At 65.3% G+C, this 26,826-nt stretch carries 26 protein-coding genes; 2 read left to right on the top strand and 24 right to left on the bottom strand.

The window, feature by feature from the left end; translation table 11 throughout:
* Positions 1–9: 9 nt before the first annotated feature.
* The 20 genes from LOY54_RS01460 to LOY54_RS01555 are packed head-to-tail and all read right to left on the bottom strand — an operon-like array spanning position 10 to position 17,969.
* Positions 10–1,236, bottom strand: coding sequence for a beta-ketoacyl-ACP synthase (locus tag LOY54_RS01460; RefSeq protein ID WP_093377139.1), 1,227 nt, complete (start codon positions 1,234–1,236; stop codon positions 10–12).
* Positions 1,236–1,964, bottom strand: a complete 729-nt coding sequence (fabG, locus tag LOY54_RS01465) for a 3-oxoacyl-ACP reductase FabG (RefSeq protein WP_045193941.1) — start codon at positions 1,962–1,964, stop codon at positions 1,236–1,238. The genes LOY54_RS01460 and fabG overlap by 1 nt, the downstream gene beginning before the upstream one ends.
* Positions 1,957–2,427 (bottom strand): hotdog family protein, encoded by a 471-nt coding sequence (locus tag LOY54_RS01470; protein ID WP_093377133.1) that lies wholly within the window; start codon positions 2,425–2,427, stop codon positions 1,957–1,959. The genes fabG and LOY54_RS01470 overlap by 8 nt, the downstream gene beginning before the upstream one ends.
* Entirely contained in the window at positions 2,424–3,623 is a 1,200-nt protein-coding gene (locus LOY54_RS01475; RefSeq protein WP_258608924.1) for a beta-ketoacyl-[acyl-carrier-protein] synthase family protein, read from the bottom strand. The genes LOY54_RS01470 and LOY54_RS01475 overlap by 4 nt, the downstream gene beginning before the upstream one ends.
* The gene (locus tag LOY54_RS01480; RefSeq protein ID WP_258608926.1) at positions 3,620–4,105 is read right to left on the bottom strand and encodes a hypothetical protein; all 486 of its coding nucleotides are present in this window, start codon (positions 4,103–4,105) and stop codon (positions 3,620–3,622) included. Before LOY54_RS01480 ends, LOY54_RS01475 begins: the two co-directional genes overlap by 4 nt.
* Complete coding sequence (locus LOY54_RS01485; RefSeq protein WP_258608927.1) at positions 4,102–4,845, bottom strand: class I SAM-dependent methyltransferase; 744 nt, start codon at positions 4,843–4,845, stop codon at positions 4,102–4,104. The genes LOY54_RS01480 and LOY54_RS01485 overlap by 4 nt, the downstream gene beginning before the upstream one ends.
* The gene (locus tag LOY54_RS01490) at positions 4,842–6,089 is read right to left on the bottom strand and encodes an NAD(P)/FAD-dependent oxidoreductase (RefSeq protein WP_045193936.1); all 1,248 of its coding nucleotides are present in this window, start codon (positions 6,087–6,089) and stop codon (positions 4,842–4,844) included. Before LOY54_RS01490 ends, LOY54_RS01485 begins: the two co-directional genes overlap by 4 nt.
* Entirely contained in the window at positions 6,076–7,236 is a 1,161-nt protein-coding gene (locus tag LOY54_RS01495) for a sodium:proton antiporter (RefSeq protein WP_258608928.1), read from the bottom strand. The genes LOY54_RS01490 and LOY54_RS01495 overlap by 14 nt, the downstream gene beginning before the upstream one ends.
* Positions 7,233–9,545: an MMPL family transporter gene (locus LOY54_RS01500; protein WP_258608930.1), complete on the bottom strand. Its 2,313-nt coding sequence runs from the start codon at positions 9,543–9,545 to the stop codon at positions 7,233–7,235. Before LOY54_RS01500 ends, LOY54_RS01495 begins: the two co-directional genes overlap by 4 nt.
* Entirely contained in the window at positions 9,535–10,134 is a 600-nt protein-coding gene (locus tag LOY54_RS01505) for an outer membrane lipoprotein carrier protein LolA (protein ID WP_258608932.1), read from the bottom strand. Before LOY54_RS01505 ends, LOY54_RS01500 begins: the two co-directional genes overlap by 11 nt.
* Positions 10,131–10,556, bottom strand: a complete 426-nt coding sequence (locus LOY54_RS01510; RefSeq protein WP_045193932.1) for a thioesterase family protein — start codon at positions 10,554–10,556, stop codon at positions 10,131–10,133. The genes LOY54_RS01505 and LOY54_RS01510 overlap by 4 nt, the downstream gene beginning before the upstream one ends.
* Positions 10,549–12,093 carry a histidine ammonia-lyase gene (gene hutH / locus LOY54_RS01515; protein WP_258608934.1) on the bottom strand — a complete coding sequence of 515 codons (1,545 nt, stop codon included), beginning with the start codon at positions 12,091–12,093 and terminating at the stop codon, positions 10,549–10,551. The genes LOY54_RS01510 and hutH overlap by 8 nt, the downstream gene beginning before the upstream one ends.
* A complete protein-coding gene (locus tag LOY54_RS01520) occupies positions 12,074–13,012 on the bottom strand; it encodes a glycosyl transferase (protein ID WP_195885480.1) in 939 nt (312 codons plus the stop codon). Before LOY54_RS01520 ends, hutH begins: the two co-directional genes overlap by 20 nt.
* The gene (locus tag LOY54_RS01525; RefSeq protein ID WP_045193929.1) at positions 13,009–13,743 is read right to left on the bottom strand and encodes a glycosyltransferase family 2 protein; all 735 of its coding nucleotides are present in this window, start codon (positions 13,741–13,743) and stop codon (positions 13,009–13,011) included. Before LOY54_RS01525 ends, LOY54_RS01520 begins: the two co-directional genes overlap by 4 nt.
* A complete protein-coding gene (locus tag LOY54_RS01530; RefSeq protein ID WP_258608943.1) occupies positions 13,736–15,415 on the bottom strand; it encodes an acyl-CoA synthetase family protein in 1,680 nt (559 codons plus the stop codon). Before LOY54_RS01530 ends, LOY54_RS01525 begins: the two co-directional genes overlap by 8 nt.
* A complete protein-coding gene (locus LOY54_RS01535; RefSeq protein WP_195885482.1) occupies positions 15,412–15,957 on the bottom strand; it encodes a hypothetical protein in 546 nt (181 codons plus the stop codon). The genes LOY54_RS01530 and LOY54_RS01535 overlap by 4 nt, the downstream gene beginning before the upstream one ends.
* Positions 15,954–16,208 carry an acyl carrier protein gene (locus LOY54_RS01540; protein ID WP_258608945.1) on the bottom strand — a complete coding sequence of 85 codons (255 nt, stop codon included), beginning with the start codon at positions 16,206–16,208 and terminating at the stop codon, positions 15,954–15,956. Before LOY54_RS01540 ends, LOY54_RS01535 begins: the two co-directional genes overlap by 4 nt.
* A gap of 9 nt (positions 16,209–16,217) precedes the next feature.
* Entirely contained in the window at positions 16,218–16,490 is a 273-nt protein-coding gene (locus tag LOY54_RS01545) for a phosphopantetheine-binding protein (RefSeq protein ID WP_258608947.1), read from the bottom strand.
* On the bottom strand, positions 16,465–17,277 hold the full coding sequence (locus tag LOY54_RS01550; RefSeq protein WP_045193925.1) for a 1-acyl-sn-glycerol-3-phosphate acyltransferase: 813 nt from the start codon (positions 17,275–17,277) through the stop codon (positions 16,465–16,467). Before LOY54_RS01550 ends, LOY54_RS01545 begins: the two co-directional genes overlap by 26 nt.
* Entirely contained in the window at positions 17,253–17,969 is a 717-nt protein-coding gene (locus tag LOY54_RS01555) for a beta-ketoacyl synthase chain length factor (protein WP_045193924.1), read from the bottom strand. The genes LOY54_RS01550 and LOY54_RS01555 overlap by 25 nt, the downstream gene beginning before the upstream one ends.
* A gap of 317 nt (positions 17,970–18,286) precedes the next feature.
* Between LOY54_RS01555 and LOY54_RS01560 the strand changes: the two genes are divergently transcribed.
* Positions 18,287–19,060 (top strand): ParA family protein, encoded by a 774-nt coding sequence (locus LOY54_RS01560; RefSeq protein ID WP_258608949.1) that lies wholly within the window; start codon positions 18,287–18,289, stop codon positions 19,058–19,060.
* On the opposite strand, the gene trxC is transcribed toward LOY54_RS01560, so the two are convergent.
* Positions 19,057–19,491, bottom strand: a complete 435-nt coding sequence (gene trxC, locus LOY54_RS01565) for a thioredoxin TrxC (RefSeq protein ID WP_258608951.1) — start codon at positions 19,489–19,491, stop codon at positions 19,057–19,059. The two genes, LOY54_RS01560 and trxC, sit on opposite strands and share 4 nt — an antisense overlap.
* 109 nt (positions 19,492–19,600) lie before the next feature.
* Here trxC and LOY54_RS01570 point away from each other — a divergent pair, with 109 nt between their 5' ends.
* Complete coding sequence (locus LOY54_RS01570) at positions 19,601–20,086, top strand: DUF4265 domain-containing protein (RefSeq protein WP_258608952.1); 486 nt, start codon at positions 19,601–19,603, stop codon at positions 20,084–20,086.
* 10 nt (positions 20,087–20,096) lie between these two features.
* On the opposite strand, the gene selO is transcribed toward LOY54_RS01570, so the two are convergent.
* The 3 genes from selO to LOY54_RS01585 are packed head-to-tail and all read right to left on the bottom strand — an operon-like array spanning position 20,097 to position 26,748.
* On the bottom strand, positions 20,097–21,557 hold the full coding sequence (gene selO / locus LOY54_RS01575) for a protein adenylyltransferase SelO (protein ID WP_093377083.1): 1,461 nt from the start codon (positions 21,555–21,557) through the stop codon (positions 20,097–20,099).
* A gap of 58 nt (positions 21,558–21,615) precedes the next feature.
* Entirely contained in the window at positions 21,616–24,966 is a 3,351-nt protein-coding gene (gene mscK, locus LOY54_RS01580) for a mechanosensitive channel MscK (RefSeq protein WP_258608956.1), read from the bottom strand.
* 39 nt (positions 24,967–25,005) lie between these two features.
* Positions 25,006–26,748 carry a potassium/proton antiporter gene (locus LOY54_RS01585; RefSeq protein WP_258608958.1) on the bottom strand — a complete coding sequence of 581 codons (1,743 nt, stop codon included), beginning with the start codon at positions 26,746–26,748 and terminating at the stop codon, positions 25,006–25,008.
* Positions 26,749–26,826 lie beyond the last annotated feature (78 nt).

Consider the following 26,826-nt stretch of genomic DNA (forward strand, 5'->3'; position numbering starts at 1 on the left):
GGTTTGAGGTCAGGTCCAGCGGCGGAAAATCAGCGAGGTGTTGACCCCGCCAAAGGCGAAGTTGTTGTTCATCACGTAGTCGTGACTCATGCTGCGAAACTCGCCGCACAGGTAGTCCAGCTCGCCGCAGCGCGGGTCGATGTGCTCAAGGTTGAGGGTGTGCACATAGCGGTCGCTGTTCATCATCTCGATGCTGAACCAGGACTCCAGCGCGCCGCAAGCACCGAGGGTGTGGCCGAGGAAGCTTTTTTGCGAGCTGATCGGCATGCGCGGGCCGAACAGGCTGCTGGTGGCCAGGGTTTCGGCGATGTCGCCCTGCTCGGTGGCGGTGCCGTGGCCGTTGACGTAGCCAATGGCAGCCGGCGTGAGGTTTGCGTCTTCCAGCGCAAGCTCCATGGCCCGGCGCATGGTCGCCTGCTCCGGGCGGGTGGTGTGCTGGCCGTCGGCGTTGCTGCCAAAGCCGACGATCTCGGCATAAATGTGCGCGCCCCGGGCCAGGGCGTGCTCGAGCTCTTCGAGCACCAGCATGCCGCCGCCTTCGCCGATCACCAGGCCATCGCGACCGCTGTCGTAGGGGCTCGGGCTCTTGTGCGGGGTGTCGTTCTTGAGGCTGGTGGCGTACAGCGCGTCGAAGACCATCGCCTCGGTCGGGCACAGCTCTTCGGCGCCGCCGGCGAGCATCAGCGGCAGGCGGCCGAACTTGATCGCTTCGTAGGCATAGCCGATGCCCTGGCTACCGCTGGTGCAGGCGCTGGAGGTCGGGATCAGGCGCCCGGTGAGGCCGAAGAAGATACTGATATTGGCTGCGGTGGTGTGCGGCATCATGCGCACGTAGGAGTTGGCGTTGAGGCCTTCGGCCACCGAGTTGAGCAGCATGTTGCCGAACGCCTTGATCTCGTCGGTACTGCCGGTGGACGAGCCGCAGGCCACACCCATGCGCCCGTCGCGGATCGACGGGTCGTCGAGCAGGCCGGCGTCGCGCAGGGCGTTCTGCGCTGCCGCCACGGCCAGGCGCGAGACCCGACCCATGCTGCGCAGCTGCTTGCGGGTCCAGCCGCTCGGTACCTTGAAATCGTCGATGGGGCCGGCCAGGCGCGTATTGAGCTCCTCGAAACGGTCCCATTCATCCATGCGGCGAATGCCGCTGCGGTTGCTGGCGAAGTTGCCGGCAATGGTCTGCCAGTCGCTGCCCAGCGAGGTGATACCGGCCATGCCGGTGACGACCACACGTTTCATCAGCACAGGCCTCCGTTGACCGCCAGCACCTGACGGGTGATGTAGGCGGCTTCGGCCGACATCAGGAAGTTCACCGCGCCGGCGACTTCTTCCGGGGTGCCCATGCGTTGTGCCGGGATCATCTTCAGCAGCTCTTCAACCGGTACGTGCTCGTCGAGCATGGCGGTATCGATCAACCCCGGGGCAACGCAGTTGACGGTGATCTTGCGCTTGCCCAGCTCGATTGCCAGGGCCTTGGCGGCGCCGATGACGCCGGCCTTGGAGGCGCTGTAGTTGACCTGGCCACGGTTGCCGATCATGCCCGACACCGAGGTGATGCAGACGATACGCCCGGCTTTGCGCCGGCGGATCATCGGCATCATCAGCGGGTGCAGGACGTTGTAGAAACCGTCGAGGTTGGTGCGCAGCACCTGGTCCCAGTCGTCTTCGGTCAGCGCCGGGAAGGCGCCGTCGCGGGTCAGGCCGGCGTTGCAGACCACACCGTAGTAGGCGCCGTGGGTTTCTACGTCATCAGTGAGGATGGCCGCGCAGGCGGCGCGGTCGGCGACGTCGAACTGCAGCACGCGGGCTTGCTGGCCCAGGCCCCGGACTTCTGCGGCAACGGCGTCGGCTTCACTGCGCCCGTTTCGGCAATGCAGGACCAGGTCGAAACCGGCGTGCGCCAGGCGCAGGGCAATGGCCCGGCCAATGCCACGGCTGGAACCGGTGACCAGGATGGTGTCAGTCATGGGGGGACTCCTCAGGGCCCGCTTCGGCCAGGTAGCTGGCCACCTGCGGCGGGCGAAAAACGTTCAAACGGGCCATGGCATGGATGCCCGGGCCGCGCAGGTGACACTCGAACACGCCCATGCCGTTGTCGTCTTCGAGCGAGCGCAGGGCATGGATGCGCAAGTGGGCACCGGCAGGGAAATGTTCGACATTGCATTCGAATTTACGCGTGCCGAGCAAAAAGCCCAGCTCCACCGGCTGGCCTTGCTGGCGCGCGCGGCAACCGGCATAGGCGGCCACGCTCTGGGCCATCAGCTCGATGCCGACCCAGGCCGGCAGGCTGCCGTCGGCGCGGTTGAACAGGCCGCCGGGGCGCACGGTCAGGTGGGTATGGATCTGCTCTTCATCGAACGACTCGACCTGATCGATAAGGATCATGTCGCCGGCGTGCGGCAGCAGTTCGGCCAGTGGCCAGGTGATCATGGGGTGTCTCCGAGAATCAGGCTGACATTGTTGCCACCGAAGGCGAACGAGTTGCTCATCAGGCGTCGCGGGCCGCTGGCCGGCAGGCGCTGGCTGGCATCGGCCAGGTTCAGGGCTGGCAACTGCGGGTCATCGACGCCATCCCAGACATGCGGCGGCAGGCGCCCTTCGGTATTGCCGGCGGCCAGGCTCAGCCAGCAGAACGCCGCTTCCAGTGCACCGGCGGCGCCCAGGGTGTGGCCGGTCATCGGCTTGCTCGACGAGCAGGCCAGCTGGCTGCCAAACAGTTCATGCACGGCCAGGCTTTCCATGGCGTCGTTGTGCCGGGTGGCGGTGCCGTGCAGGTTCAGGTAGTCGATGTCTTGTGGTTGCAGGCAGGCATTGTCCAGCGCCTTGCGCATGGCCTGCAAGGCGCCCTTGCCGCCGGGCTCTGGCGCCGAGATATGGTGCGCATCGGAGCTGGCACCGGCACCGAGCAGGGCAATGCCGGGGCCTTCGTGGTTGGCATCGCGAGTCATCAGGAACAGTACCGCCGCTTCGCCGATGTTGATGCCATTGCGGTTGACCGAGAACGGGTTGCAGCGCTCGGCGCTCACCGCCTCGAGGGCGCTGAAGCCGTTGAGGGTCAGCTTGCACAGGCTGTCGACACCGCCGCAGATCACCGCATCGCACAGCCCCAGGTCGAGCAGGCGCCGGGCGCTCATCAAGGCCCGGGCGCTGGAAGTGCAGGCGGTGGAAATCACATAGGCCGGGCCGCTCAGTTGCAGCCAGTCGGCAAGGAAATTGGCCGGGGCGCTGAGCTCCTGCTGGGCATAGTCGTAGCTGGGCGAAAATTGTTGCTCGCGCAGGTAGTGGGCGATGCCCTCGCTGGCCTCCTTGATGCCCGAGGTGCTGGTGCCCAGGACGATACCGATGCGCGGGCGGCCAAAGCGGGCGATGGCCGCTTCGATCGCTGAGCTGATCTGCAGGCAGGCCTCCAGCAGCAACTGGTTGTTGCGGCTGTGGTGGGCCTGCAGGCCGGCAGGCAGCTCGGGCAGTTCGCCGTGCACGGCTGCTACCGGCAGGCTGCGCTGCGCTACCCAGCCCTCCTCCACGCGCATGCCCGAGCAGTCGCCGGCAAACAGTTTGCGGGCAACTTCGGCCTGGCCGCGCCCCAGGGCGCAGACCAGGCCCAGGGCATTGAGGTAAGCGGTCATGGCGTGTTCTCGCTGGGCAGTGGGCTGACTAGATAACGCAGGCCCTGGCCCAGGTTCAAGGTGAAGTCGTCGGCTTGTCGGTAGTCGACATGCCAGCGCTCACCCAGCCAGCGTTGCTGGCCTTGCTGGCGGGCGCCGGGGTAGAGCGTTTGCACCTGCTCGGCCGGGGTCATGGCGAACAGCAGGGCGGCGAACAGTTCACGGGCACCCGGGTTGGGTGGCAGCAGGCCATCGGCGTGCCACTGGCCGTCGTTGAGCAACTGCCGTGCTTGCGGAATGCCCAGCAAGTCCAGCAACGACCAGCGCAGGCTGGCGTCTTCGCGCTGGATCACCAGCAGCCAGTCCTGGCTTTGCCCCGCCTGTTGGCGCTGAATATGCAGCTGCATCGGCAGCGTCAGCGCCGGCATTTGCGTGGGCAGCGGCACCCGGCTGGCGCAGGCGCTCAGCAGGGCAAAGGCGAGGATCAGCAACAGGCGTTTCATGCACTCGGCTCGGTGGGGTTCAAGGGTTTGCGCGCCACCACGTTGACCAGGGTTTCTTCGCGCTGGCCGACGGGCGGCGGCTTGCGCAGGCCGAAGCGTTCGAGCAGGCCGAAGTCGCTGGAACGGCTCCACCACAGGTACGGGTAAGAGACATTCTGCGCGCCGAATTCGAAGCCCTGGTCGCGCAGCATCTGCAGGTACTGTTCGGCGCTTTTCTGTACATGCATGGGGTGACGGAACAGCCAGCGGATCACCCAGGTGTCGATATAGGCTTCGGTGGACTCGGCGAACAGCAGGTAGCCGCCGGGCTTGAGCACCCGGTAGAACTCGGCCAGGGCCTTTTCCTGCTCGACCAGGTGGTGGAAGGTCTGGTGGCAAAAGAGCATGTCGACGCTGTTGTCGGCAAACTGCAAGGCCGCGCAGTCACTGCCGCGCAGCTCGACCTCCAGGCCCAGGCGCCGGGCCTCGGCCTGGCTCAGTTCGAGACTGTGCGGGTCGGCGTCGGTGCCCAGCAACTGGCCGGGGCTGAACACCTGCTGCAGGTACTGGAACGACTTGCCCTGGCCGCAGCCGGTATCGAGCAGCACCGGTGCTTGCGGCAGCGGCGCGTCGAACAGCCGGCGCAGGTCGTTGATCGCCACCCGCAGCACGTGGTGCTGCCAGGTATGGCTACGCAGGAACCAGAAGCCGAAGCGGGTTTCCTCGACGTAGCTGTCGCTGAGGAAGGGTTGTTGGCTCATGCTGCCGTCCTTGCACAGACTTCGGCGAGCATGCGCAGGCGCCGCTTGGGCTCGGCCACGAACGGGTTGCGCGGGTCCCAGGCATAACCGGCGAGGATCGAGCTGATCATCGCGCGGATTTCCGGCGAGCTGGCCGGGTGGTAGATGACGTCCTGGAAGCTGCCGTTGTACCAGCCTTCGACATAGGCGCGGAAGGTATCGACGCCGCGCTTGAGCGGCTCGGCGAACTCGCTCTGCCAGTCGACGTTTTCACCTTGCAGCTGGCGGTGCAGCACGCCTGCGGCCATGCTCGCCGAGCGCATGGCGATGGTTACCCCGGAGGAGAACACTGGGTCAAGGAATTCGGCGGCGTTGCCGAGCAGGGCAAAGCCCGGGCCGTGCAGGGTCTTGACGTTGGCCGAGTAGCCGCCGATGGTCCGCGCCGGAGTGTCCCACACGGCGTTGGCCAGCACCTTGGCCAGGCTTGGGGTCTGGGCGACGAAGTCTTTCAGGCAGGCATCCAGGTCAGCCGGCGCGGCGGCAAAGTGCTCGGCGGCGGCGACCACGCCCAGGGAGCAGCGGCCGTTGCTGAAGGGAATGGTCCAGAACCAGATATCGCGGTGCTGCGGGTGGGTGGTGATGAGGATCTTTTCGCGGTCGAACGCCGGGTGGTCGATGCGGTCTTCGATGTGGGTGAACACCGCCTGGCGCACCGGAAAGCTCGACGGCGCTTCGAGGTCCAGCAGGCGCGGCAGGACGCGGCCATAACCGCTGGCATCGAGGACAAACTCAGCTTCGACGCGGTACTCGCTGCCATCCAGGCGGCGCACGCGCAGCTGCGGGCGGGCACGCTCGAAGTCGGCGGCGATGATCTCTTCTTCGTAGCGGATTTCCACGCCCTGGGCAGCGGCCTGGTCGGCCAGCAACTGGTCGAACTGGGCGCGCTGGACCTGGAAGGTGCTTGGCTTGCCGTTGCTGAAGGTGTCGCCAAAATCAAACGCGCTGTATTCCTCGCCCCAGGCGAAGGCCGCGCCGTTCTTGCGCTGGAAGCCTGCCGCTTCGAGGGCCGGGAGCATGCCGGCTTCCTCGACGAAGTCGATGCAGTGCGACAGCAGGCTCTCGCCGATGGAAAAGCGCGGGAAGCGCTGGCGCTCGATGATCAGCACGTCGTGGCCGTTGCGCTTGAGCAAGGCCCCGGCGATGGCGCCGGACGGGCCGGCGCCGATGATCAATACCTGCCGTTGTTGCAGTTCAGTGTTCGGCATAAGGCCTCCTTGCCGGTTGGGCAGTCTTCAATGGAATCCGGTGCAGGCCGGCCAGCGCGGGCATCAGCGTGGCGACCAGGCTCATCAGCATCAGCGCGAAGTACAGCGCCGGGCTGATCAGCTGTTGTTGCAGCAGCAGGTTGAGAAAGACGATCTCGCTCAAGCCGCGAATATTGAGCAGCAGGCTTTCCCGCCATTTGCTCGCGCCGGCGAACGACGGCGTCGCCCAGCACAGGCCCAGCCAGTTGCCGAGCAGCTTGCTGACGATCGGTAACAGCAGCAAGGCACTCAACTGGATGGTATCGAAGCCCTGCAGCACTTTGTGGATATCGATCTGGATGATGCCGAAGGTCATGATCAGCGGGATCGCAATGCCGTTCTGCAGGCGTTTTATCCACAGCGCCGACAGCGGCATGTGCAGTGGCAGCTTGAGCCAGGCCAGGCAGCACAGGTAGCCGATACCGAAGATCAACGCATTGAGGCGGTAGTGCTCGGCAACGAACAGCAGGGCGAAAAAGCCCAGGCTGTAGACCCACGGCCGGCGCAGGCCAAGGGCGTAGAGTGGCAGCGGCAGGCAGGCGCCCAGCACGGGCAGCAGCAGGCTCACGGGGTCGAGGCTACCCTTGCCCAGGCCAAACAACAGCCAGCAGGTCAGGTCGATGAGGATCGCCGACTGCATCAGGCGCTGGGTTGCCGCGGGCGGATAGTCGATGTTGCGCAGGTACAGGTAGAGCACCGGAATGGCGGTGATGGCGAACACCAGCCCAAGCGCCAGGGTGGTCAGCCAGGGCTGCGTCGGCAGCAGCAAGGCGCCGCAGGCCAGGCCACAGGCAAAGGGCACGAAGAAGCTCGGCAGGGCGATCTTCAGGCTCTGGCGGTCGAACTTCAGCTCCACCACGTCAGCCAGAATATGCCCCAGCAGCAGGGCGAAACTCAGGCCATACAGGGTTTTCAGCCAGGACGGCGCCACCAGTGCGGCGCCACTGAGCTGCCAGTGCGGCTCGACCCAGAACAGCATCAGCAGCGGCAGGCCGAGGGTCGCCAGCAACAACTGGCTGACAATCGGGATCAGCCCCAGGCGCCGGCCCAGCTTACTGGCGAGCCAGAACAGTGCCAGGGCCAGGACCCAGAACAACACGATACTCATGCCGCCTGTTCCTTTTGGCCGGTGGCAGCCCAGGGCGCCAGGACAAAACTGAAGGCCAGGCCGAGGCTCACCGCCAGGCCAAAGTTGCTCACCGCCGGGGTGCTCGACACCGCCAGCAGGCCGAACGACAGCCAGGTGGTGGTCGCCGCCAGCAGGGTGCCGAGCAGGCTGACGGCGGCGCCGCCGATCTGCTCATGCATGAGGATCGCGTAGTCGACGCTGATGGCGGTCACCAGCAGCAGGCCGAACAGGCTGAACAGGGTCAGCGGCTGGCCCAGCCAGCCCAGGCAGGCCAGGCTGCACAACGCGGCGAGTAGCGGCAGGGCGACGATGCGCAGGGCACCGCCGAGGCCGAACGGCAGGATCAGCAACACCACGATCAGCGCGCACGACAACAGCTTGAGCTCGGCGGCGCTGACCTGGGTGGCGGCAAACACCCGATTGAGGTCACCGAGGCGGTCGACCAGTTGCACGCCGTCGAGGTCGTCGGCTTGCAGGCGCAGCAATGCCGGATCGTTCAAGCCCTGGAGGCTGACGATGGCGGCCACGCCCTGGCCATCGGCGCCCAGCCACAGGGTGCGCCAGGGCTCGCCCAGCGGGCCGCTGAGGGCGTGATCGATGTCGAGGGTAGGCAAGGCCTGCACTTTTGCCAGTTCCGCCTGTAACGCGCTTTGCGGTACGCCCAGGGCCAGCAGCGGCTGCAGTGGCAGGCTGCCCAGTGCATCGCGTACCTGTTGCTGCTCGGCAGGGCTGGCGACCAGTTGGCTGAGGGCCATGTAGCCCTTGAGCTTGTCGGTTTCGACCAGTTCATCGAGCCGCGTGCTCAGCGCTTGCAGGCGACCCAGCAACTGCGTCTGGTCGGCGCCGCGAACCAGGTAGAACTGGCTGGTGGGCTGGTAACCGGTGATGCGTGCCACGGCCTGGGCTTCTTCGAGCAGTTGCGGCGGGCTGCCGACCCACTGGCGGATGTCGTTGCGGCTGTCCAGCTGCCACAGGCCCGCCGCGCAAAACAGGATCAGCAGGCCGAGCAACACCGGGCTTGGCACCTTGTTCAGTAGCTTCAGACGCAGGTCCACCAACCATTGGGCAATGCGCAGCGGCCATTGCGCCGGCTGCAGCTCGATACCCTTGAGCAATGCCGGCAGCAGGCACACGGCGCTGAGGTAGGCGCCGACCAGGCCGGCGGCGGAAAACACGGCGATCTGGGTCAGGGCCGGGAACGGCGTGAAGGCCAGGGCCAGGTAGCCGATGCAACTGGTGGCCAGGCTCAGGCTCAGGCCCGGCAAGGTCAGCCGCAAGGCCGGCCAGGCATGCCAGGGGCGCAGGCTCCAGCTCTTGGACAGGTAGTGCAGCGGGTAGTCGACGGCGACACCGATCAGGCTTGAGCCGAGCACCAGGGTCATCACGTGCATCTGGCCGAACAGCGCCACGCAGGCCACCGCACCGAACAGCATGCCGACCAGCACCGGCATGAACGCCAGCAACACCCGCAGGCGCCGGAACGCCAGCAGCAACAGCAAGAGGATGCCGACCGTGGCGCCGCCGCCAACCCAGGTGATTTCCTGGCTGGCCTGGCGCTGGCCGTTGGCGGCATACAGCAAGCCGCTGGCGGCCAGCAGGCGGGCGCCGCGCTGCCCGGCTTCAACCCGGCTGACGGCGAGCAGGTCGGCGACCTGCAGCGGCAGTTGCAGGTCGAACGCATTGCCCAGGGTGCGCGCGCGCAGCAGCACCCAGTGCTGGCCGTCGGCCTCGGCCAGCAGCGCGCCGCTGGCGGTGTCCAGTTGTACCGCAGCAGGGCGTGGCTGGCTGTTCTGGATGCGCCCGGTCAGGCCCAGCCAGTCGTCCTGGCTGGGCACCAGGCTGAAGCCGGCAAAGGGATCGTAGAGGCTCTGCACGCGCTGCTCGATAAAGCCTTGCGGGTTATCGACCAGGCTGCTGCGGTCGGCGCGCGAGAGCATGGCCAGGCGCCCTTGCAGCAACTGCTCGCGCAATGCCTGCAGGTCAGTTTGCAGGCTCCACTGGACCTTCTCGAACAGGCCGCTGGCCTGCCATTGCCCGGCCAGGCGCTGGGCCAGGGCGATGGCCTGGTCACGCTGGGGATGGCCGACCAGCACCAGCATCTCGCGGTTCAGCGGCTCCTGCATGCGCTGTTCGGCGCGTTGCACCAGCGGGTCCTGGGTGGCGCCGGGCACCAGCGTCATCAGGTCGGCAGACAACGGCGCGGCGCGGTGCCATTGCCAGCCGGCGAGGGCCAGCACAACGATCAGCAACAGCAAAAACAGCCGTGGCAACAGGCGCTCACTCGGCAAAATCGCGGCGCTCCGTGTCGGTCAGGCTGGCGCTGCTGCTCGATGGCATGCGCAGCACCGTGCTGTCGCCCTGGGTTTCCAGCAACCGGATGCGTGCGACGTAGCGCCCGCCCTCGATATCGATCTGGCTGAACACCTGCTTGAGCAGCAGCGAGCGCGGGGTCAGGCGCAGTTGCCAGTGCTGGGCATCGCCTTGCAGGCTCAGCTCGAAGTCACGCTGCAGGCCGCTGCTGTCGCCTTGCAGCACGGCGAAGAACAGGCGGTTCTGCTCGGCGCCGGCGCTCTTGCCCGGCAGCATCTGCCAACCGGACGGGTCGCGGCGGGCGATACCCTGGGCGTTGAGGCGGTAGTCCTGCTTGAGCGGCGTTTGCAGCAGCCACAGCAGGCCATGGTCACGGGCGAGCACGAACTGGCCTTTGCTGACCAATGGCTGTGGCAGGGCGCGCAGGTGCTTTTCCTGGATGAACGGGCCCTTGATGACCGCAGGTTCGCCCAGTTGCTTGCTCAGGTCATCGAGGCCAAAGGCGTGGGCCAGGGTGCAGCTGGCCAGCAGGCCGAGGCACAGCAGGCCACGCAACAGCGTCTTCATGGCAGCACCTTGTTCACAGCGTCGATCATCACCTGCGGCGAGGCCAGTTGCATCTCGCCGCTGGCGATCTCGACCGCGACCTGCACCGAGCTGGCGCGGGTCATGCGTGCGCCAGTGACGGCATCGCTGATCAGGTAGTTGATCTTCAGGCGGTTCTCCCACTCCACCAGGCTGGCGCGTACGTTCAGGCGCTGGCCGAAGGTGGCGCCGCGGACATAGCGCAACTGCAGGTCGATCACCGGCCAGGCGAAGCCGGAGGCCTGCATCTGCAGGTAGTTGTGTTCGAGCCTGTCGAGCAGCGCGCAGCGCGCCACCTCGAGGTATTTGACGTAGTGGCCGTGCCAGACCACCAGCATGCTGTCGACATCGAAGAACGGCACCAGCACTTCGCTATCGACGTGCAACACTCCCTGACTACGCATGCAGCCTCCAGTGTTGTTCGGCAATTCGGCTCAGGCACAGGCGCAGGTCGCCTTCCAGGGCACGGTCTTCGATGACCGGGGCGAAGTCTTCGAGCAGCGCGGCGTGCATCTGGGCCAGTGCTGGCGGCAGGTCGCGGGCGTCGGCTTCGCGGCCGCGCAGCCAGACACCCTGGTTGGCCGCCAGCAAGGTCGCGGCGGCAACCTGTTCGGTCAGTTCGAGCGTGCGCAGGGCATCGCGGGCGGCGATGGTGCCCATGCTCACTTTGTCCTGGTTGTGGCACTCGGTGGAGCGCGAGAATACGCTGGCCGGCATGGTGTTTTTCAGGGCTTCGGCGGTCCAGGCGCTGGCGCCGATCTGCACGGCCTTGAAGCCGTGGTTGAGCATCGCCCGCTCGGCGCTGGCGCCCGACAGGTTGCTCGGCAGGCCATGGTTGTAGCGGCTGTCGACCAGCAGCGCGAGCTGGCGGTCGAGCAGGTCGGCGACATTGGCCACCAGGTTCTTCAGGCTGTCCATGGCGAAGGCGATATGGCCGCCGTAAAAATGCCCGCCGTGCAGCACGCGTTCGGCTTCGGCGTCGATGATCGGGTTGTCGTTGGCGCTGTTCAGTTCGGTCTCGATAAAACCGCGCAGCCAGCCCAGGCTGTCGGCTAGCACACCGAGCACATGCGGTGCGCAGCGCAGCGAGTAGCGGTCCTGCAGGCGGTGCAGCGGCGCGGTCGGTGCGTCGATGGCCAGATCCTGGCGCAACCAGGCGGCCACCTGCATTTGCCCCGGGTGGGGCTTGGCGGCGAACAGGCGCTCGTCGAAGTGCTCCGGGTTGCCTTGCAGGGCGACCACGTTCAGCGCGGTGATGCGCGTGGCCAGCTTGAGCAGGTAATCGGCGCGGGCGAAGGCCAGGCAGGCCAGGCCGGTCATCACCGCGGTGCCGTTCATCAGCGCCAGGGCTTCCTTGGGCCGCAGCACCAGCGGCTGCCAGCCCAGTTCACGATGGACGTCGGCGGCGCTGCGGCGCTCGCCCCGGTACAGGACTTCGCGCTCGCCCGACAGGGTGGCGGCCACGTAGGACAGCGGCGTCAGGTCGCCGCTGGCGCCCACCGAGCCTTCCTGGGGAATCAGCGGCAGGATGTCGTGGGCAAGAAACGCCTGCAGGCGCTCCAGCAGGTCGACGCGCACCCCGGACACGCCATGGCACAGCGACTGCAAGCGGGCGGCCAGCACCGCGCGGGTGGCCGGTGCATCGAGCAATTGGCCGAGGCCACAGCCGTGGAAGGTGTACAGGTGCTTGGGCAGCGCTTCAACATGCTCCAGCGGCACCGCCACCACGCACGAATCGCCGTAGCCGGTGGTCACGCCGTAGATCACCCCTTCCTTGTCCAGCAGCGAGTCGAGGAACTGCGCGCCACGGGCAATCCGCGCGCGGTACTCGGCGTCGTCCTGCAGGCGGGTTTCGGTCTGGCGATTGGCCAGGGCGAGGACGTCTTCGATTGCCAGCGGCAACGCGCCGAAGGTCACGGGCTTATGCGGATGCATCGTCATCGGTCTTCCAGAAAGGGTAGAAATTGAACCATTGCTGCGGCGCTTGCAGGCAATAGTGGCCCAGGCGCTCGGCATAGCGCCCGGCCCAGTCGGCGATCACCTGATCGCGCTGGTTGCGGCGCCATTCGATGGCCTCGGCGAAGGGTTCGAGAATCACCTGGTAGCGGCCTTGCTGCTTGAGGCAGAAGAACAGGTTGAGTCGGCACTTGAGCAGCCCGGCCAGTAACCACGGGCCTTGCGGGAAGGCGGCGCGGTGGCCGAGAAAATCCGTCTCGACCGTGCGCGCGCCATGCAGTGGCACGCGGTCACCGGCAATCGCCAGCCATTCACCGCGGTCCAGGCGCTGGCTCAGTTGCAGCATGATCGCCGGGTCCAGCTCGCTGACCTGGATCAGGCGCAGGTTGCTCGCCCCCGATTCACCGAGCAGGCGATTGAAGCGTTCGGCGTGCTTGGTGTGCACCAGCACGTTCATGGTCACTTGCTCGCCGAGCTCGGCCAGGGCGCGGCAGACTTCAAGGTTGCCCAGGTGCGCGCCGACCAGCATCTGCCCGCGCTCGGCGCGCAGTTGAGTGCGCAATTGTGCCGGGTCGACGATTTCGATCTGCTCCAGGCGCAGCTTGCCGTTCCACACGTCGAGCTTGTCCAGCAGGGCCTCGGCAAAGGCCATGAACTGGCCGAACACCCGCCGCTGGCTGGGGCGCAGGCCGGCTTGCCCGCTCCAGTCGGCCAGGCGCTGCTGGTATTGCCAGATGCTCTGCCGGGCGCGGCGGCCAAACACGAAGAAGTACAGGACGATGCCATACAGCACCGGGCTGAGCAGGCGTCGGCCGAGCAGTTTGATACCGAAGGCGGTCAGCTTCATCAGCCAGAAGCTGCCGCGCTCCTGGTGGTCGGCCCAGTGTTGTTCGCCGTTGCTCATGCCTGCCACCGCCGCCAGAGGATCGCCGGGGCACGCAGCAACATGCCGAAGAACAGCTTGGTGTGCATCTTCGAGATCAGTGCGTTGTCGTGGAACAGACGAAAGTGCGAGAGGCCATCGGCCGGGTAATGCACCTTGGTCGGCAGCCAGCGCATCGGCTGGTTGCGCCAGGCCAGGCGCACGAGGATCTCCGGGTCGAAGTCCATGCGTTTGCCGAGCTTGACCGCGTCGATCAGCGCCAGGGTTGGCGGCAGCGGGTAGACGCGAAAGCCGCACATCGAATCGGGAATCTGCAGCGACAGGCTGTTGATCCACACCCACACGTGAGTCAGGTAGCGCGCGTACAGACGGCCCTTGGGCACACTGGCGTCGTACTGTGGATAACCGCAAATCAGTGCCTGTGGATAAGCCTGCGACTGCTGCAGAAAGCGGCTGACATCGGCCAGGTCGTGCTGGCCGTCGGCATCCACTTGCAGGGCATGGCTGAAGCCCAGGCGTGCCGCTTCGCGCAGGCCGGCCATGACCGCGCCGCCCTTGCCCTGGTTGACCTGCAATGTCACCAGATAAACCTGCTGCTGTTCGGCCAGCTGGCGCAGCACGGCGGCGCAGGCCGGGCTGCTGGCGTCGTCGACCAGTACGCAAGGCAGGCCGGCTGCGAGCAGGTCGGCAACTACCGCTGGCACCGCCAGTTCGTGGTTGTACACCGGGATCACCGCGCAGGGTTTATTCACCGATGGCCTCCAGCACGATGCGGCCGCTGGAGCAGGCTGCCCCGGCATTGCTGTAGGCAAAGTAGAGCTTGCCGCGCTCGGCATCGAAGCGCAGGGTCAGTTGCAGCGGGTCGCCGGGGCGCACCAGTTGCTGGAACTTCAGCACTTCCATGCCGGCGAACTGGCGTGGCCGGTCGAGCAGTTGTTGCCCGAGCGCCAGCGCCCAGTCGACCTGGACTACCCCCGGCAGTACCGGCGTCTGCGGGAAGTGGCCGTTGAAATAGGCAAGGTCTGCCGACACCGCCAGTTGCACCTGCAGTTCGCCATTGACCTCGGCCTGGCTCAGCACTTCCGGGCCTTTGGGCCGTGGAGCCAGCAGCAGGGCTTCGAGCTCGGCCTGGGGCAGTTTGCCCTGGGCGTTGAAGGGCAGTTGCCGCAGCAGCCGCCAGCGTCGGGGCAGGGCCAGGGCTTCGCAGTGCTGGCTGAGGTGCTGGCGCAGGCCTTCGGTGAGTGCGCGTCGGCCCTGATTGCGCAGGGCGTGCAGGCCTGCGGCGCTGAGCACCAGCAGGGCGCCGAGGCTGGCGCGGTTTTCCTGGATCACCGCCAGGCGCGCTTCCTCGACCCAATCGTGGGCGACCAGGGCCTGTTCGAGCATTGGTAGGGAGATGCGTTTTTCTTCCAGTTTGACGATCCGGTCCAGGCGCCCCAGCAGGCGGAAGCGCCCGTCAGCGGTGAACTCGACGGCATCGGCGCTTTGCTCGATATGGCCGGGTGGCAAATAGGTCGATTCGATACGCAGCGCACCCTGTTCATTTTGGCTCAGGCGCACCTCGGCAAAGGGTTGCCACAGGCTGTCGCCCTGGCGCCAGGCAATGCCGCCGGTTTCCGAGCTGCCGAGAATTTCGCTCGGCCATTGCTGCAGGCGCTGGTGCAAGGCCTGGGCGGCGCTGGCCGGCAGCTCGCCGCCGGAGGAAAACACCCGGCGTACCGCGCTTAACGCGGGCCAGTCGAGGTTGTCGCCCATGCGCTTGAGCAGCGCCGGGCTGGCCACCCAGGCAAAGGCCGGGTGCTCGCGGCTGGCGCGCTGCAGGTCTTCGGGGAAGGGCAACTGGCGACGCACGAACGGGCGCCCGGCACACAGCGGCCAGAGCACGCGAAACAGCAGGCCGTAGATGTGCTGGGCGGCGACGCTGCCGATGATGCACGCAGCGCCCAGCTCTGTGCCCCATAGCTGTTCCAGGGCCTGCACTTCGTTGGCCAGCTGGCGCAGGCTCTTGTCGATGCGCTTGGGTTCGCCGCTGGAGCCGGAGGTGCACAGGCTCAGCAGGCAAGCGTCCAGGTCCAGTTGGGCAGCGGCCAGGGGCGTTTCCAGCAGTGCATCCAGCGCAGTGTCTTGCGCCTGGTCGCTCAGCCACAGCTCGACTTCGCCTTGCCAGCGCTGGCGGGTCTGGACTTGCAGGTCGGCCGGCAGCAGCACCTGTACGCCGGCGCGCCAGGCGCCGAGCAGGGCCACGGCCAGCTCGGCGGCGTCTTCCAGGTGCACGGCAATGCGCTTCACACCACGGCGCTCAAGGCCAGCGGCCAGTTGCAGGGCTTGCTGGCGCAGGCCCGCGTGGTCCAGCGCCGGGGCGAAGGTTACCGGGCGCGGCGCGTCGCTCGGGTGCAGCAGTTGCTCAAGAGCAATCCATTTCATGAGCGTCCTCGCACGCGTTGTCTTATCAGCCATTCAATGGCAAACAGCAGGCCCATCAGCCCGTAGGCGATCAGCCCGTTGTACAGGGTCCACCAGCTCAGCGGCGCCCACAGGGTCAGGGCGGCGGCGACCAGGCCGTTGGCCAGGAAGAACAGGCTCCAGACCTTGGTCACCTGGCGTGTGTAGTGGATCGCCACCTCGGGCAGTTGCGGCTCGCGCAGGCGCGCCAGGCGCTCGGCCACCGGCGGGCCGAATTTCAGGCTCAGGCCGAACAGGCCAAGCATGAACGCGCTGATCAACACCGGGTACCAACGCAGCAGCTGCGGGCTGTTGAACAGCGCCAGCAACGCGCAGAAGGCAATCGCCGCCACGGCCATCCAGTGCCCGCCGGGGCGCCGCGGTTCGCTCAAGGCGCGCGCCAGCCACAGGCCGCCGAGCAACAGGCCGAACTGCCAGGGGGCAAAGTGGGCCATGCCAAAATGCACCGCAAAGGGGTACAGCAGACCGGCCAGCAGCAGGCCGAGGCCGATCAGGCGTTTCATGCCGCGTTGTTGACCAGGCGGTAGACCGCCTCGACCACGTCATTGACCGTACGCACGGCCTTGAACTCGTCGGCGGCGATTTTTTTGCCGGTCTGGCGCTTGATGTGATCGATCAGGTCGACCGCGTCGATGCTGTCGATTTCCAGGTCCTGATACAGGTTCGATTCCAGGCTGATGCCGGCCGGGTCCAGTTCGAACAGTTCGACCAGGGCATCGCGCAGGGTGTTGAAGATGTCTTCGCGGGTTTGCATGGTGCTGTCTCAGGCTGCCTGTTTGGCGGTGACGAAAGCCGCAAGGCTGGCCACGCTGGTGAAATGGTTACGGGTGTCCTTGGCGTCGGCGTCGATTTTGATGCCGTACTTCTTCTGGATCGCCAGGCCGAGTTCGAGGGCGTCCACCGAATCCAGGCCCAGGCCTTCGCCGAACAGGGTCTGCTGGTCACCGATGTCCTGGGCGCTGATGTCTTCAAGGCCCAGGGCGTCGATGATCAACAGCTTGATGTCGTGGTTAAGGGTGTTCTGTGGATCGCTCATCTTCGGCGAGCTCCTTGGTGAAGTGCTGATGCAAATAGTCGTTGAGTTTGCGCGAGGCCTGCGGGGCGGGGCCTTGTGCGGCGAAGGCCTGCGGGTCGATGTCGGCACCGACCTGCAGGCTGAAATGCACCCGGCGCTGGGGTATGCGGTACCAGGGTTCGGCCTTGGTCAGGGTGCTGGGGGTGACCTTGATGGTTACCGGGGTAATGATCTGCGCACCGCGCAGGGCGATGGCCGCTGCGCCGCGATGGAAGGCCGGCGGTTGGCCCGGCTGGGTGCGCGTGCCTTCGGGGAAGATGATCAGGGTCTGGCCGCCTTGTAGGGCGCCGACGGCGCTGTCGAGCATGTCCATGCTGCCGTCGTTGCTGATGTATTCGGCCGAACGCACCGGGCCGCGGGTGCAGGGGTTGTGCCAGAGGCTCTGCTTGACCACGCAGTTGGCCTGGCGCACCAGGCCGATGAGGAACACCACGTCGATCAGCGACGGGTGGTTGGCAATGATCATCTGCCCCGGGCGGCCGAGTTTTTCCGCGCCCTTGACCTCATAGGTGAGCACGCCGCTGGCGGCCATGAAACGAATGAAACGCCAGAACAGCCAGCTGATGGTGTGCCGCGCGCGCTGGCGATGGCGTACGCCGTCGCCGGGCAGGCAGGCCAGCAGCGGGAACACCAGCAGGCGCAGGCACAGGCCGCCGACACCGAACAGCAGGAAGCTGACGGCGGTGGCGAGCAGGCGCCAGTAATAGGCGTCGCGCGGTCTGCTTATGGCTTGCGTTGCCAGTTCCATGTGCGACTCTTCCAGGTGTGGGTATAGGTGCTTTCGCCCTTGAGCAGGCAACGCAACCAGCTCAGGGCATGGGGTTCGCTCGCAGCCGCGCCCGCGCTGTTATCGCCAAGGGTCAGTTGCCAGTCGTCGCCAGGCGTCAGCAGCAGGCCCAGGGCGTAGGCAAACGGCACGTCATCGATCCACGGGCCGTAGGCCGCGGGCGGCTGTTCTTCAGTGATTATCAGCAGCACTGCCGGGGCGCCTTCGCGCAGCAGGCAGGCGGCTTCCATCACGCCGTGTTCGAAACCGTCACCGGCAGCGGCCAGGGCGGTCATTTCGCTGGTTTCGCCACGCATGATCGACCACAGGCCGATCACCGCGTTGTGTACCGACAGGCTGAACTGGGTTGGCGACAGCGGCTGCTCGTTGGCCAGGTCGCTGAGTATCTCGAAGGTGCGTGGGGTTTCGCCATGCCGGGAGACGAACACCAGCGGCAAATCCTGCATTCCTTCGGCCAATGGCCAGCCCACGGCAAAGGCCATGCGCGCCAGTCGGCTCAGGCGCCGGCGCTGCATGGCCGGCAAAAACGACACATCCGGTGCCTGTTCAGCCACTGCCGGGCAGTGCTGTGCCTGGCTCCAGGCCTGCCAATCGGCAGCCGTCTGCAGGCCTGGCGCCCACGCGCGCCACTGGCTGATATTGAATGTGATCACTTAGCTGTACTTCCCGCCCTGAGGGACTTCCTTGCCGAGGGAGTGACTCGGAACAACGACCTGACAGGGGTGTGGCGCAATCGCCGAGTGGCGCGCATTATCCCGGTGGAGTTGGTGTGTAGCAAATATTGGTTGTACGGATTGTCGTCTGCAACAGACAGCGGTCCTTATGATTCGTCGGACCGATCCGAGGTTTCCCGACCAATGGCGGTGTTGTTTATTCGGTCGGATCGCCGAAAACTTGAGCCATTGGCGGCTGGTCAAGCCGTCATTGGCCGCACATACTCGCTCATCCCCAGACACACGGAGGTCTTTCCATGCGGCGCGTGGTATTCAATCAGAAAGGTGGCGTTGGCAAGTCGAGCATTGCCTGCAACCTGGCAGCGGTGAGTGCCAATGAAGGCTATCGGACCCTGCTGATCGACCTGGATGCCCAGGCCAATTCGACCCAGTACCTCACCGGGCTGACCGGCGAGGACATTCCCATGGGCATTGCCGACTTCTTCAAGCAGACCCTGTCGTCCGGGCCGTTTGCCAAGAAGAACAAGGTCGATATCTACGAAACGCCCTTCGACAACCTGCATGTGGTGACCGCCACCGCCGAGCTTGCCGACCTGCAGCCCAAGCTTGAGGCCAAGCACAAGATCAACAAGCTGCGCAAACTGCTCGATGAGCTGGACGAGGACTATGACCGGATCTACCTGGACACTCCGCCAGCGCTGAATTTTTATGCGGTTTCGGCGCTGATCGCTGCCGATCGTCTGCTGATCCCCTTCGATTGCGACAGCTTCTCTCGCCAGGCCCTGTATGGCCTGCTGGCCGAGATCGAAGAACTCAAGGACGATCACAACGAAGAGCTGCAGGTCGAAGGCATCGTCGTCAACCAGTTCCAGGCCCGCGCCAGCCTGCCCCAGCAGATGCTCGACGAGTTGATCGCCGAGGGCCTGCCGGTGCTGCCGGTGTACCTCAACAGCTCGGTGAAGATGCGCGAATCACACCAGGCCAGCCTGCCGCTGATTCACCTGGAGCCTCGGCACAAGCTGACCCAGCAGTTTGTCGAGCTGCACGCTTTGCTCGAAGAAAACGCCTAGACGCCCTGGCTGCGCAGCCACTCCAGCAGTTGCTGGAGTGGGAATGCACCGCTCTGGCGCGCCACTTCCCGGCCGTTTTTGAACAGGATCAGGCTGGGGATCGAGCGAATCGCCAATTGCCCGGCCAGTTGCTGGTTGGCCTCGCTGTCCAGTTTGGCCAGGCGGCAGCGCCCGCTCAGCTGAGCGGCGGCCTGGGCAAAGATCGGCGCAAACGACTTGCACGGCCCGCACCAGTCGGCCCAGACATCGATCAGCAACGGCAGGTCGCCCTTGATCTGGCTGGCGTAATCGCCCTGTTGCAGATCGAACGGCGTGCTCAGCAGCACCGGGTTCTTGCAGCGGCCGCATTTAGGGCTGTCGCCAAGACGCTCGCCGGGGATGCGGTTGAGGCCGTTGCAGTGGGGGCAGGGGATGAGTAATGGGTCAGTCATGACAGCTCCGGGAATTGCGACCGGTTTACGGTCGTCCGCGGTTCAAGCCCGCGCCTTTATGTTCAATGGTTTAGCATGTGCGCCTTGTACACCGGCCATGGAGTGCCCGATGGATTGCCAGCATTCAGCGCATATCCGCATTTTTGTCGATTTCCGATCCAATGGCGAACCAGCTTTCGAGAGCGTGCCGGTCCGTCAGATCGATGCCAATACCTTTGAGCTGCTGTCGTCACCAGGGTTGGCACTCGACCTGGCTCGTGGCGATACCATCCGCATCAACCACCCGAACCAGCGTGCCGAAGTGCTGCAGCGCGGTGGCAACTTCTGCATTCATATTTATGCCGACGACCTGCCCCAGGAGGCTGTCGACACGCTGCAAGACGAAGTGCAGACGCTGCTCGGTGGTACTCTGGATGGTCGCTACAAGGGCAACCTGACTCTTGCCATCCCCTCGCGTAACGGTTTTGCAGCCATCCGTGAAGTGTTCGACCGCTTTCGCCAATGCACCGGTGTCGAGTGGTACTACGCCAATATCTATCGCAACCTGGACGATGATGAGGATGAAACCCTGCTCAACTGGTGGCTCGACAGCTGAGGCGTAAGCCTCACGACGAGCAACTGATCTCCAGGTGCTTGCCCCATTCCGGCGGCCGCTGGGCGTAGGCCTGCATGCCCGGCTGCTCGTCGAACGGTTTGCTCAGCACCTGGTGCAGGCGGCGTACTTCCTCGTAGTCCCCCCCCTCGGCCGCCTCGATGGCGCGCTGGGCCAGGTAGTTGCGCAGGATATACAGCGGGTTGACCGCATGCATGCGCTCGCGCCGGCCCTCGGCGTTGCCGGGTTCGCGCTGCAGGCGTGCCAGGTAATCGGCTGACCACAGGTCAAAACCGGCCAGATCGATGAAGTCGTCGCGCACCACCTGCAGGGCCTGCTCGGCAGGCTGGTCGCCGAGATGGCGGAAGAACAGGGTGTAGTCCACCGCGCCGGGCTGCATCAGTTGCAGCAGGCGCTCGATCAGCAGCTTGTCGTCGTCTTCTGCCTGGGTTAGGCCCAGGCGCCGGCGCATCAGGTCCAGGTAATGGGCCTCGTACAACGGCAGGAACAGCCCGAGGGTTTCCTTAAGCGCTTCGACGCTGATAAACGGCGTCAGGGCCTGGGCCAGGGCGCTGAGGTTCCAGTGGGCGATGGGTACCTGGTTGCTGTAGCTGTAGCGGCCCTGGTCATCGGAGTGGTTGCAGATGAAATTGGCGTCGAAGTCGTCGAGGAAGGCGTAGGGGCCGAAGTCGAAGGTGATGCCCAGAATCGACATGTTGTCGGTGTTCATCACCCCGTGGCAAAAACCATAGGCCTGCCAGCGGGCAATCAGCTCGGCATTGCGCTCGACGATGGTGCGGAACATCGCCAGGTACGGCTCGGGTTCGTCCTTGCACTCGGCAAAGTGGCTGTTGAGCACGTGCTCGGCGAGGATGCGCTGCTGCTCGGGCTGGCGGGTGTAGTAGAAGTACTCGAAATGCCCGAAGCGGATATGGCTCGGCGCCAGGCGCAGCAGCATGGCGGCGCGCTCCTGGGTTTCGCGCCATACCGGCGTGCTCGAGCCGATCACGCACAGCGCGCGGCTGCTGGCGATGCCCAGGGCCGGCAGGGCCTCGCTGGCAAGGAACTCGCGGATCGACGAGCGCAGCACGGCGCGGCCATCGCCCATGCGCGAGTAAGGCGTCTGCCCGGCGCCCTTGAGGTGCAGGTCCCAGGACTGGCCGGCGTCGTTGCGCACCTCGCCCAGCAACAGCCCGCGGCCATCGCCAAGGCGCGGGTTGTAGGAGCCGAACTGATGCCCGGAATAGACCATCGCCCGCGGTTCGGCCTCGGCCCACAGCTTGTGGCCGCTGAACAGTTCGGCAAATACCGGCGAATGGGCCTCGGTGGGCTCAAGGTCGAGCAGCGCCATGGCTGCCTCGCTGGCGACCACCAGGCGCGGTTCGGCAATCGGCTCGGGCAGCACCGAAGTAGAGAAGGCATCGCCCAGGCGGGCGAAACGGTTATCGAAAGTCAGTTCGTCGAGGGCTTTCAACGGCCATCTCCTGGAGAAAACCTGAGTATTCTGCAAGGGTATGGCCGCTGGCGTCCAGTCAGGCCGGTTTGCCGCTGGCCTCGTCGCCGGGCTTCTCGCCATCGCTGGCGTTTGGTAGCACGGTCTTGTCGAGGTTCTCCACCGGGACCATCTTGTATTCCTGGCCCTGCATGTTCTTCAGGTAGATCTCCATCTGCCGGAAGGAGATGTTGATGTGTTGCTTCTTGAACTCTTTGTTGATGTAGCGGTTGATCTCGTCGAGCACCGGATTGCGGTCGCCCAGGTCGCGCACGTGCATGCGCAGCTCGTGGTCCAGGGTGCTTTCGCCGAAGTTCAGGAAGTAGACGATCGGCGCCGGTTCCTTGAGTACCCGCGGGTTGTCGTTGGCGGCCTTGAGCAGCAGGGTGCGCACCAGGTCCAGATCCGAGCCGTAGTCGACGCCGAGCTTGAGGGTTACCCGGGTGATGGTGTCGGTCAGCGACCAGTTGATCAGTTGCCCGGTGATGAAGGTCTTGTTCGGGACAATGATGTCCTTGCGGTCGAAGTCGGTGATGGTGGTGGCGCGGATGCGGATCTTGCTCACCGTGCCCGAGAGGTTGCCGATGGTGATGGTGTCGCCGATGCGCACCGGGCGCTCGAACAGGATCATGATCCCGGAGATGAAGTTGGCGAAGATCTCCTGCATGCCGAAGCCCAGGCCCACCGACAGTGCCGCCACCAGCCATTGCAGTTTGTCCCAGCTGACGCCCAGGGCTGACAGGGTGGAAACAAAGCCGACCCCGGCAATCACGTAGGACAGCAACGTGGTGGTGGCGTAGGCACTGCCCTGGGCCAGGTTCAGGCGTGACAGCACCAGTACTTCGAGCAGGCCCGGCAGGTTGCCGGCCAGGGCAATGGTGATGCCGATGATCACCAGTGCACCCAGCAGGTCACGCAGGCTGATCGGCACCATGCTCATGGATGCGCCGGTGCCGCTGGTGTACTCGTACAGGGTGATGTTGTCGAGGTAGGCAAACACGCTGATCAGGTCCGACCAGACCCAGTAGAGGGCGGCGATGAAGCCGCCGAGCAGGGCCAGGCGAATCAGGCGCAGCGACTGCTGGTTGACCTGTTCGATGTCCAGGGTCGGCTCTTCGACCAGCACTTCGCCATCCAGGCCTTCCTTGGCCGCCTGGCGCTTGCTCAGCGCCCGCTGGTAGGCCAGGCGCCGGGCAGCCACGGCCAGGCCGCGGACGAAGGCGGCTTCGATCACCAGCCAGAACATCAGTAGGTACAGGGTATCGATCAGGCGGTCTGTGAGCTTGAGCGCGGTGTAGTAATAGCCAAAGCACACGGCGATGAACAGCGCCACCGGCAACGCGGTAAAGGCCACGCCCACGGCCTTGCGAAACAGCGAGGTGTTGCGGTGGGTGGGGCTGCTCAGCAGCAGGCGGCTAAGCAACCAGGCCATCAGCGCATAGCAGGTCAGCACCACGCCGATGCCGAGCACGTCTTCAGCCAGCGCCGAGGGTTGATGTTCGGCCACCGCCACCACCCCGACCAGGGCCAGGACCACGGTGCCGAGGCGGCGGATCCAGCCACGGAGGAATTCGACCTGGGGCTTTTCCCAGCGAAAGTGCAGTTCGGCCACGCCGCCCGGGGCGAGTATCCGGTAGGCGGTGTAGAACACCAGCCAGGCCTGGGCCACCTGGAACAGCGCCGAGGCGAGGTTGGCGTTCTGCCCGCGGGCGTCGACCTGCAGGGCATAGCCGCACAGGGCCAGGCCCAGGCTCAGGGGCATGGCCAGGAGGATGTTGATCAGGATCGCCTGGGGCGTGTGCCACTGGCTGTCACGCTTGAAGTGGCCGACATCCTGGTGAACCTTGGTCAGGCGCGCATACAGGTATTTGCGCCGCCACAGCAGGGTGCCGATCAGCAACAGCAAGGGCAGGAACAGCAACGGGCGCTGGGCCAGGCCGTCGGTCAGCTCGCGCAGGCCTGAACCCCAAGGCAGGCTGACAACCTGTTTTTGCAGGCGCTCGGGCACGCTGCGCAGCCATTCCAGGTCCAGTGGCTTGTTGCTGGGAATCCAGAACATCTGCTCATCAAGGGTTGCACGCAGGTTTTGTGCGGTGCTGAACAGTTGCTTTTGGTTCAACTGCAAGGTGATCGATTCGTTGAGCAGCGCGCTCAGTTCACGGTTCAGGCGTTCGAGCAGGTCGCTGCGAGTGATCGCCACTTCCAGCAAGGCCTTGCGCAGTTGCGGGGTGACGGTCTCGGGCGGTTGCGCGGTGAGCAGCTTGTCGACATAGCTGCTCGGGCTGCTGATCTGCTCGCGCTGCTGGTTGATCTCGAACTGATACAGGCGGATGTCGGCGATCTGGTCGGCCAGGTCGCGGTCGAGCTTCAGGTGCGGCAGCGCCTGCTTCTGCTTGTAGAGGATCTTCGACAGCAGCAGGCTGCCCTTGAGCACGCTGATCTGCTCGTCGAGGGCCTGGTCGCTCTGGGTCAGGCTGTCCAGTTGCTGCTTGGTCTTGAGGTTCTGCTGGGTCAGGTCGTTGAGGCTGTCGGTGCTGCGCAGCAGGTAGTCGGAGAGCTTGAGGTTGGCGGCGCTTTCGGTGGCCAGCAGGGTGCTGCCGCCGGCCTTCTGCGCTTCGATCGACTGTTCGGTGACGGTTTGCTGGGACTGGGCCAGGCGCTTCTGGTTGATCAGCGTCTGCAGGTCCTGGATCTCCTGTTCCAGGCGCGCGGCGCGCTCGATCAGCAGGTCATGCTGACTGTTGCCCAAGTCTTGCAGCAGGCTGTTGCCGGCCAGTTCCTGGCGGCGCAGCAGGGTCAGGGCGTTGAGCGCGGCGAGTTCGGCGTTGAGCTGGTTGCGCTGGTCGGCGCTGAGCGGCTTGCCGCCGTCCTTGCCGATCTTCAGGCTGGTGTTGATCTGCTGGGTGCGGGTCTGGTTGGCGCTGATTTCTGCCTGGGCCCGTTCGGGGCGGGTCTGCGCGGTGATGGTCAGGCTGTTGGCCTCGGACAGCGCTTTTTGCAGTTCGCCCTGCTCGGTGGTGCGCTCGGCCAGCAATTGCTCCAGCTGCGGCACGCTGGAGGCAGCGTAGCGCTGGGTGACCGGGATCACCTTGCTGTCCTTGAGCTTGGCCAGCTCGCGCTGGTTTTCGCTGGTTTGGCGCGGCGCGTCGTTGAGCTGGTGCTTGAGCGCAGTGAGCCTCTTCTCGCTGTCCTCTTTGTTGCCGAGGAAGGCCAGGGTCTTTTCGAGCACCTGCTGCAGGGCTTTCTGTTCAGCCTCGGGCAGCTTGCGTTCGGCGATCTTGTCCAGGCTTTTCTGGATCGCTGCCGTGGTCGGCGGTTCCGCCGCCCACACCGGGGAGAAGGACAGGCACAGCCCGATCAGGGCTGCGCTTAAAAACGTGCGCAGGGACATAGGCAGAAAATTCGTACAGGCAGAGGCGAAGAACGGAGTTTAAAGGAACAACCCTGGGCCGGGTCGAGTACCTTCGGGGAATTTGACGCCCACTTTGAGGATCTTGTTCCCTTCCATCACTGCAACCGTCCACAAGGTGCTGTTCCATTCGATCTGGTCGCCGACCACCGGCGCGCCGCCAACCTTCTGCGCGATGAAGCGGCTGAGTGGCATGTGCGGGTCCTGACCGTCGAGCTGCAAACCGTACAACGCCGCTACAGCCCCCAGTTCTGCGTCCCCTTCGAGCACGAAGTCACCAAAGAAGCGCAGGTCCAGGCCTCGCTGCGGTGCCTGGCTGAACAGCTTGCCGAGGGCCGGCAGGTTGTGTTCGTGGCCGATCACGCAGAGCAGGTCGTCGACTTCCAGGGTGGTACTTCCCGACGGATGGAGCAGTTGCTGGCCGCGAAACAGTGCGGCGATGCGGGTGCCTTCGGGCATTTTCAGCTCGCGCAGGGCGGCGCCGATGCACCATTTTTCGGCGCCCAGGCGATAGACGAACAGCTCCCACTCGCTGGTGATGTGCACTTCCAGGGCCGAGCGGGAGATCGGCGCCGGGTCTGGCGGTACTGTCACTTTCAGCAGCTTGGCCACCCACGGCAGGCTGGTGCCTTGCACCAGCAGCGAGACCAACACGATGAAGAACGCCAGGTTGAAGAACAGCTGCGCATCGGGCAGCCCGGCCATCAGCGGGAACACCGCGAGAATGATCGGTACCGCGCCGCGCAGGCCGACCCAGGAAATAAAAGCTTTTTCGCGGCCATGGAAAGCCTTGAACGGCAGCAGGGCGGCGATTACCGACAGTGGCCGGGCGAAGATGATCATCCACAGCGCCAGGCCCAGTGCCGGCAGGGCGATGGGCAGCAGGTCGTGCGGTGTGACCAGCAGGCCGAGGACCAGGAACATGCCGATCTGCGCGAGCCAGGCCATGCCGTCGAGCATGTGCAAGATGCCATGGCGGCTACGGATCGGCCGGTTGCCGAGCACCAGGCCGCACAGGTACACGGCGAGAAAGCCGCTGCCGTGCAGGGCGTTGGTCAGCGAGAACACCACCAGACCGCCAGCCACTACCAGGATCGGATAGAGGCCGCCGGCGAGGTTGATGCGGTTGACCAGTTGCAGCAGCAGCCAGCCGCCACCCAGGCCCAGCAGGCCGCCGATGCCGAACTCGCGCAGCAGGTGGGTGAGCAGGCTCCAGTGCAGGCCGGTCTGGCCACTGGCGATCATCTCGATCAGGGTCACGGTGAGGAACACCGCCATCGGGTCGTTGCTGCCCGATTCAATCTCCAGGGTTGCCGTCACCCGCTCGTTCAGGCCTTTGCCGCCGAGCAGCGAGAATACCGCTGCGGCGTCGGTGGAGCCGACGATGGCGCCGATCAGCAGGCCCTGGATCAGGCTCAGGTCGAACAGCCAGGCGGCGACCATGCCGGTCAGGCCGGTGGTGATCAGCACGCCGACTGTGGCCAGTGACAGCGCCGGCCACAGGGCCACGCGGAAACTCGCCACCCGCGTGCGCAGGCCGCCGTCGAGGAGGATCACCGCCAGCGCCAGGTTGCCCACCAGGTAGGCGGTCGGGTAATTGTTGAAGATGATGCCGCCACCGTCGACCCCGGCAATCATGCCGACCGCAAGGATGATGACCAGGATCGGGATGCCCAGGCGCGATGACAGTGAGCTGACCAGAATACTTGCACCTACCAGCAATGCGCCGATCAAGAACAGGCTATTGATGGTGGACGCATCCAAAGGCAGTACTCCGGGGAAAAGCAGGAAGGAGGGGCGGTTTGCTTTGAATATCAAGCAGGTCGCGTGCCAAGGATTCTA

It is taken from the genome of Pseudomonas sp. B21-032, assembly GCF_024748965.1.
Lineage (GTDB): Bacteria > Pseudomonadota > Gammaproteobacteria > Pseudomonadales > Pseudomonadaceae > Aquipseudomonas.

Bases quoted from the DNA above. Each gene is read 5' to 3' on its own strand.
- LOY54_RS01460 (WP_093377139.1), bottom strand. From the start codon at position 1,236: ATGAAACGTGTGGTCGTCACCGGCATGGCCGGTATCACCTCGCTGGGC.
- fabG (WP_045193941.1), bottom strand. From the start codon at position 1,964: ATGACTGACACCATCCTGGTCACCGGTTCCAGCCGTGGCATTGGCCGG.
- LOY54_RS01470 (WP_093377133.1), bottom strand. From the start codon at position 2,427: ATGATCACCTGGCCACTGGCCGAACTGCTGCCGCACGCCGGCGACATG.
- LOY54_RS01475 (WP_258608924.1), bottom strand. From the start codon at position 3,623: ATGACCGCTTACCTCAATGCCCTGGGCCTGGTCTGCGCCCTGGGGCGC.
- LOY54_RS01480 (WP_258608926.1), bottom strand. From the start codon at position 4,105: ATGAAACGCCTGTTGCTGATCCTCGCCTTTGCCCTGCTGAGCGCCTGC.
- LOY54_RS01485 (WP_258608927.1), bottom strand. From the start codon at position 4,845: ATGAGCCAACAACCCTTCCTCAGCGACAGCTACGTCGAGGAAACCCGC.
- LOY54_RS01490 (WP_045193936.1), bottom strand. From the start codon at position 6,089: ATGCCGAACACTGAACTGCAACAACGGCAGGTATTGATCATCGGCGCC.
- LOY54_RS01495 (WP_258608928.1), bottom strand. From the start codon at position 7,236: ATGAGTATCGTGTTGTTCTGGGTCCTGGCCCTGGCACTGTTCTGGCTC.
- LOY54_RS01505 (WP_258608932.1), bottom strand. From the start codon at position 10,134: ATGAAGACGCTGTTGCGTGGCCTGCTGTGCCTCGGCCTGCTGGCCAGC.
- LOY54_RS01510 (WP_045193932.1), bottom strand. From the start codon at position 10,556: ATGCGTAGTCAGGGAGTGTTGCACGTCGATAGCGAAGTGCTGGTGCCG.
- hutH (WP_258608934.1), bottom strand. From the start codon at position 12,093: ATGACGATGCATCCGCATAAGCCCGTGACCTTCGGCGCGTTGCCGCTG.
- LOY54_RS01520 (WP_195885480.1), bottom strand. From the start codon at position 13,012: ATGAGCAACGGCGAACAACACTGGGCCGACCACCAGGAGCGCGGCAGC.
- LOY54_RS01530 (WP_258608943.1), bottom strand. From the start codon at position 15,415: ATGAAATGGATTGCTCTTGAGCAACTGCTGCACCCGAGCGACGCGCCG.
- LOY54_RS01535 (WP_195885482.1), bottom strand. From the start codon at position 15,957: ATGAAACGCCTGATCGGCCTCGGCCTGCTGCTGGCCGGTCTGCTGTAC.
- LOY54_RS01540 (WP_258608945.1), bottom strand. From the start codon at position 16,208: ATGCAAACCCGCGAAGACATCTTCAACACCCTGCGCGATGCCCTGGTC.
- LOY54_RS01545 (WP_258608947.1), bottom strand. From the start codon at position 16,490: ATGAGCGATCCACAGAACACCCTTAACCACGACATCAAGCTGTTGATC.
- LOY54_RS01550 (WP_045193925.1), bottom strand. From the start codon at position 17,277: ATGGAACTGGCAACGCAAGCCATAAGCAGACCGCGCGACGCCTATTAC.
- LOY54_RS01560 (WP_258608949.1), top strand. From the start codon at position 18,287: ATGCGGCGCGTGGTATTCAATCAGAAAGGTGGCGTTGGCAAGTCGAGC.
- trxC (WP_258608951.1), bottom strand. From the start codon at position 19,491: ATGACTGACCCATTACTCATCCCCTGCCCCCACTGCAACGGCCTCAAC.
- LOY54_RS01570 (WP_258608952.1), top strand. From the start codon at position 19,601: ATGGATTGCCAGCATTCAGCGCATATCCGCATTTTTGTCGATTTCCGA.
- mscK (WP_258608956.1), bottom strand. From the start codon at position 24,966: ATGTCCCTGCGCACGTTTTTAAGCGCAGCCCTGATCGGGCTGTGCCTG.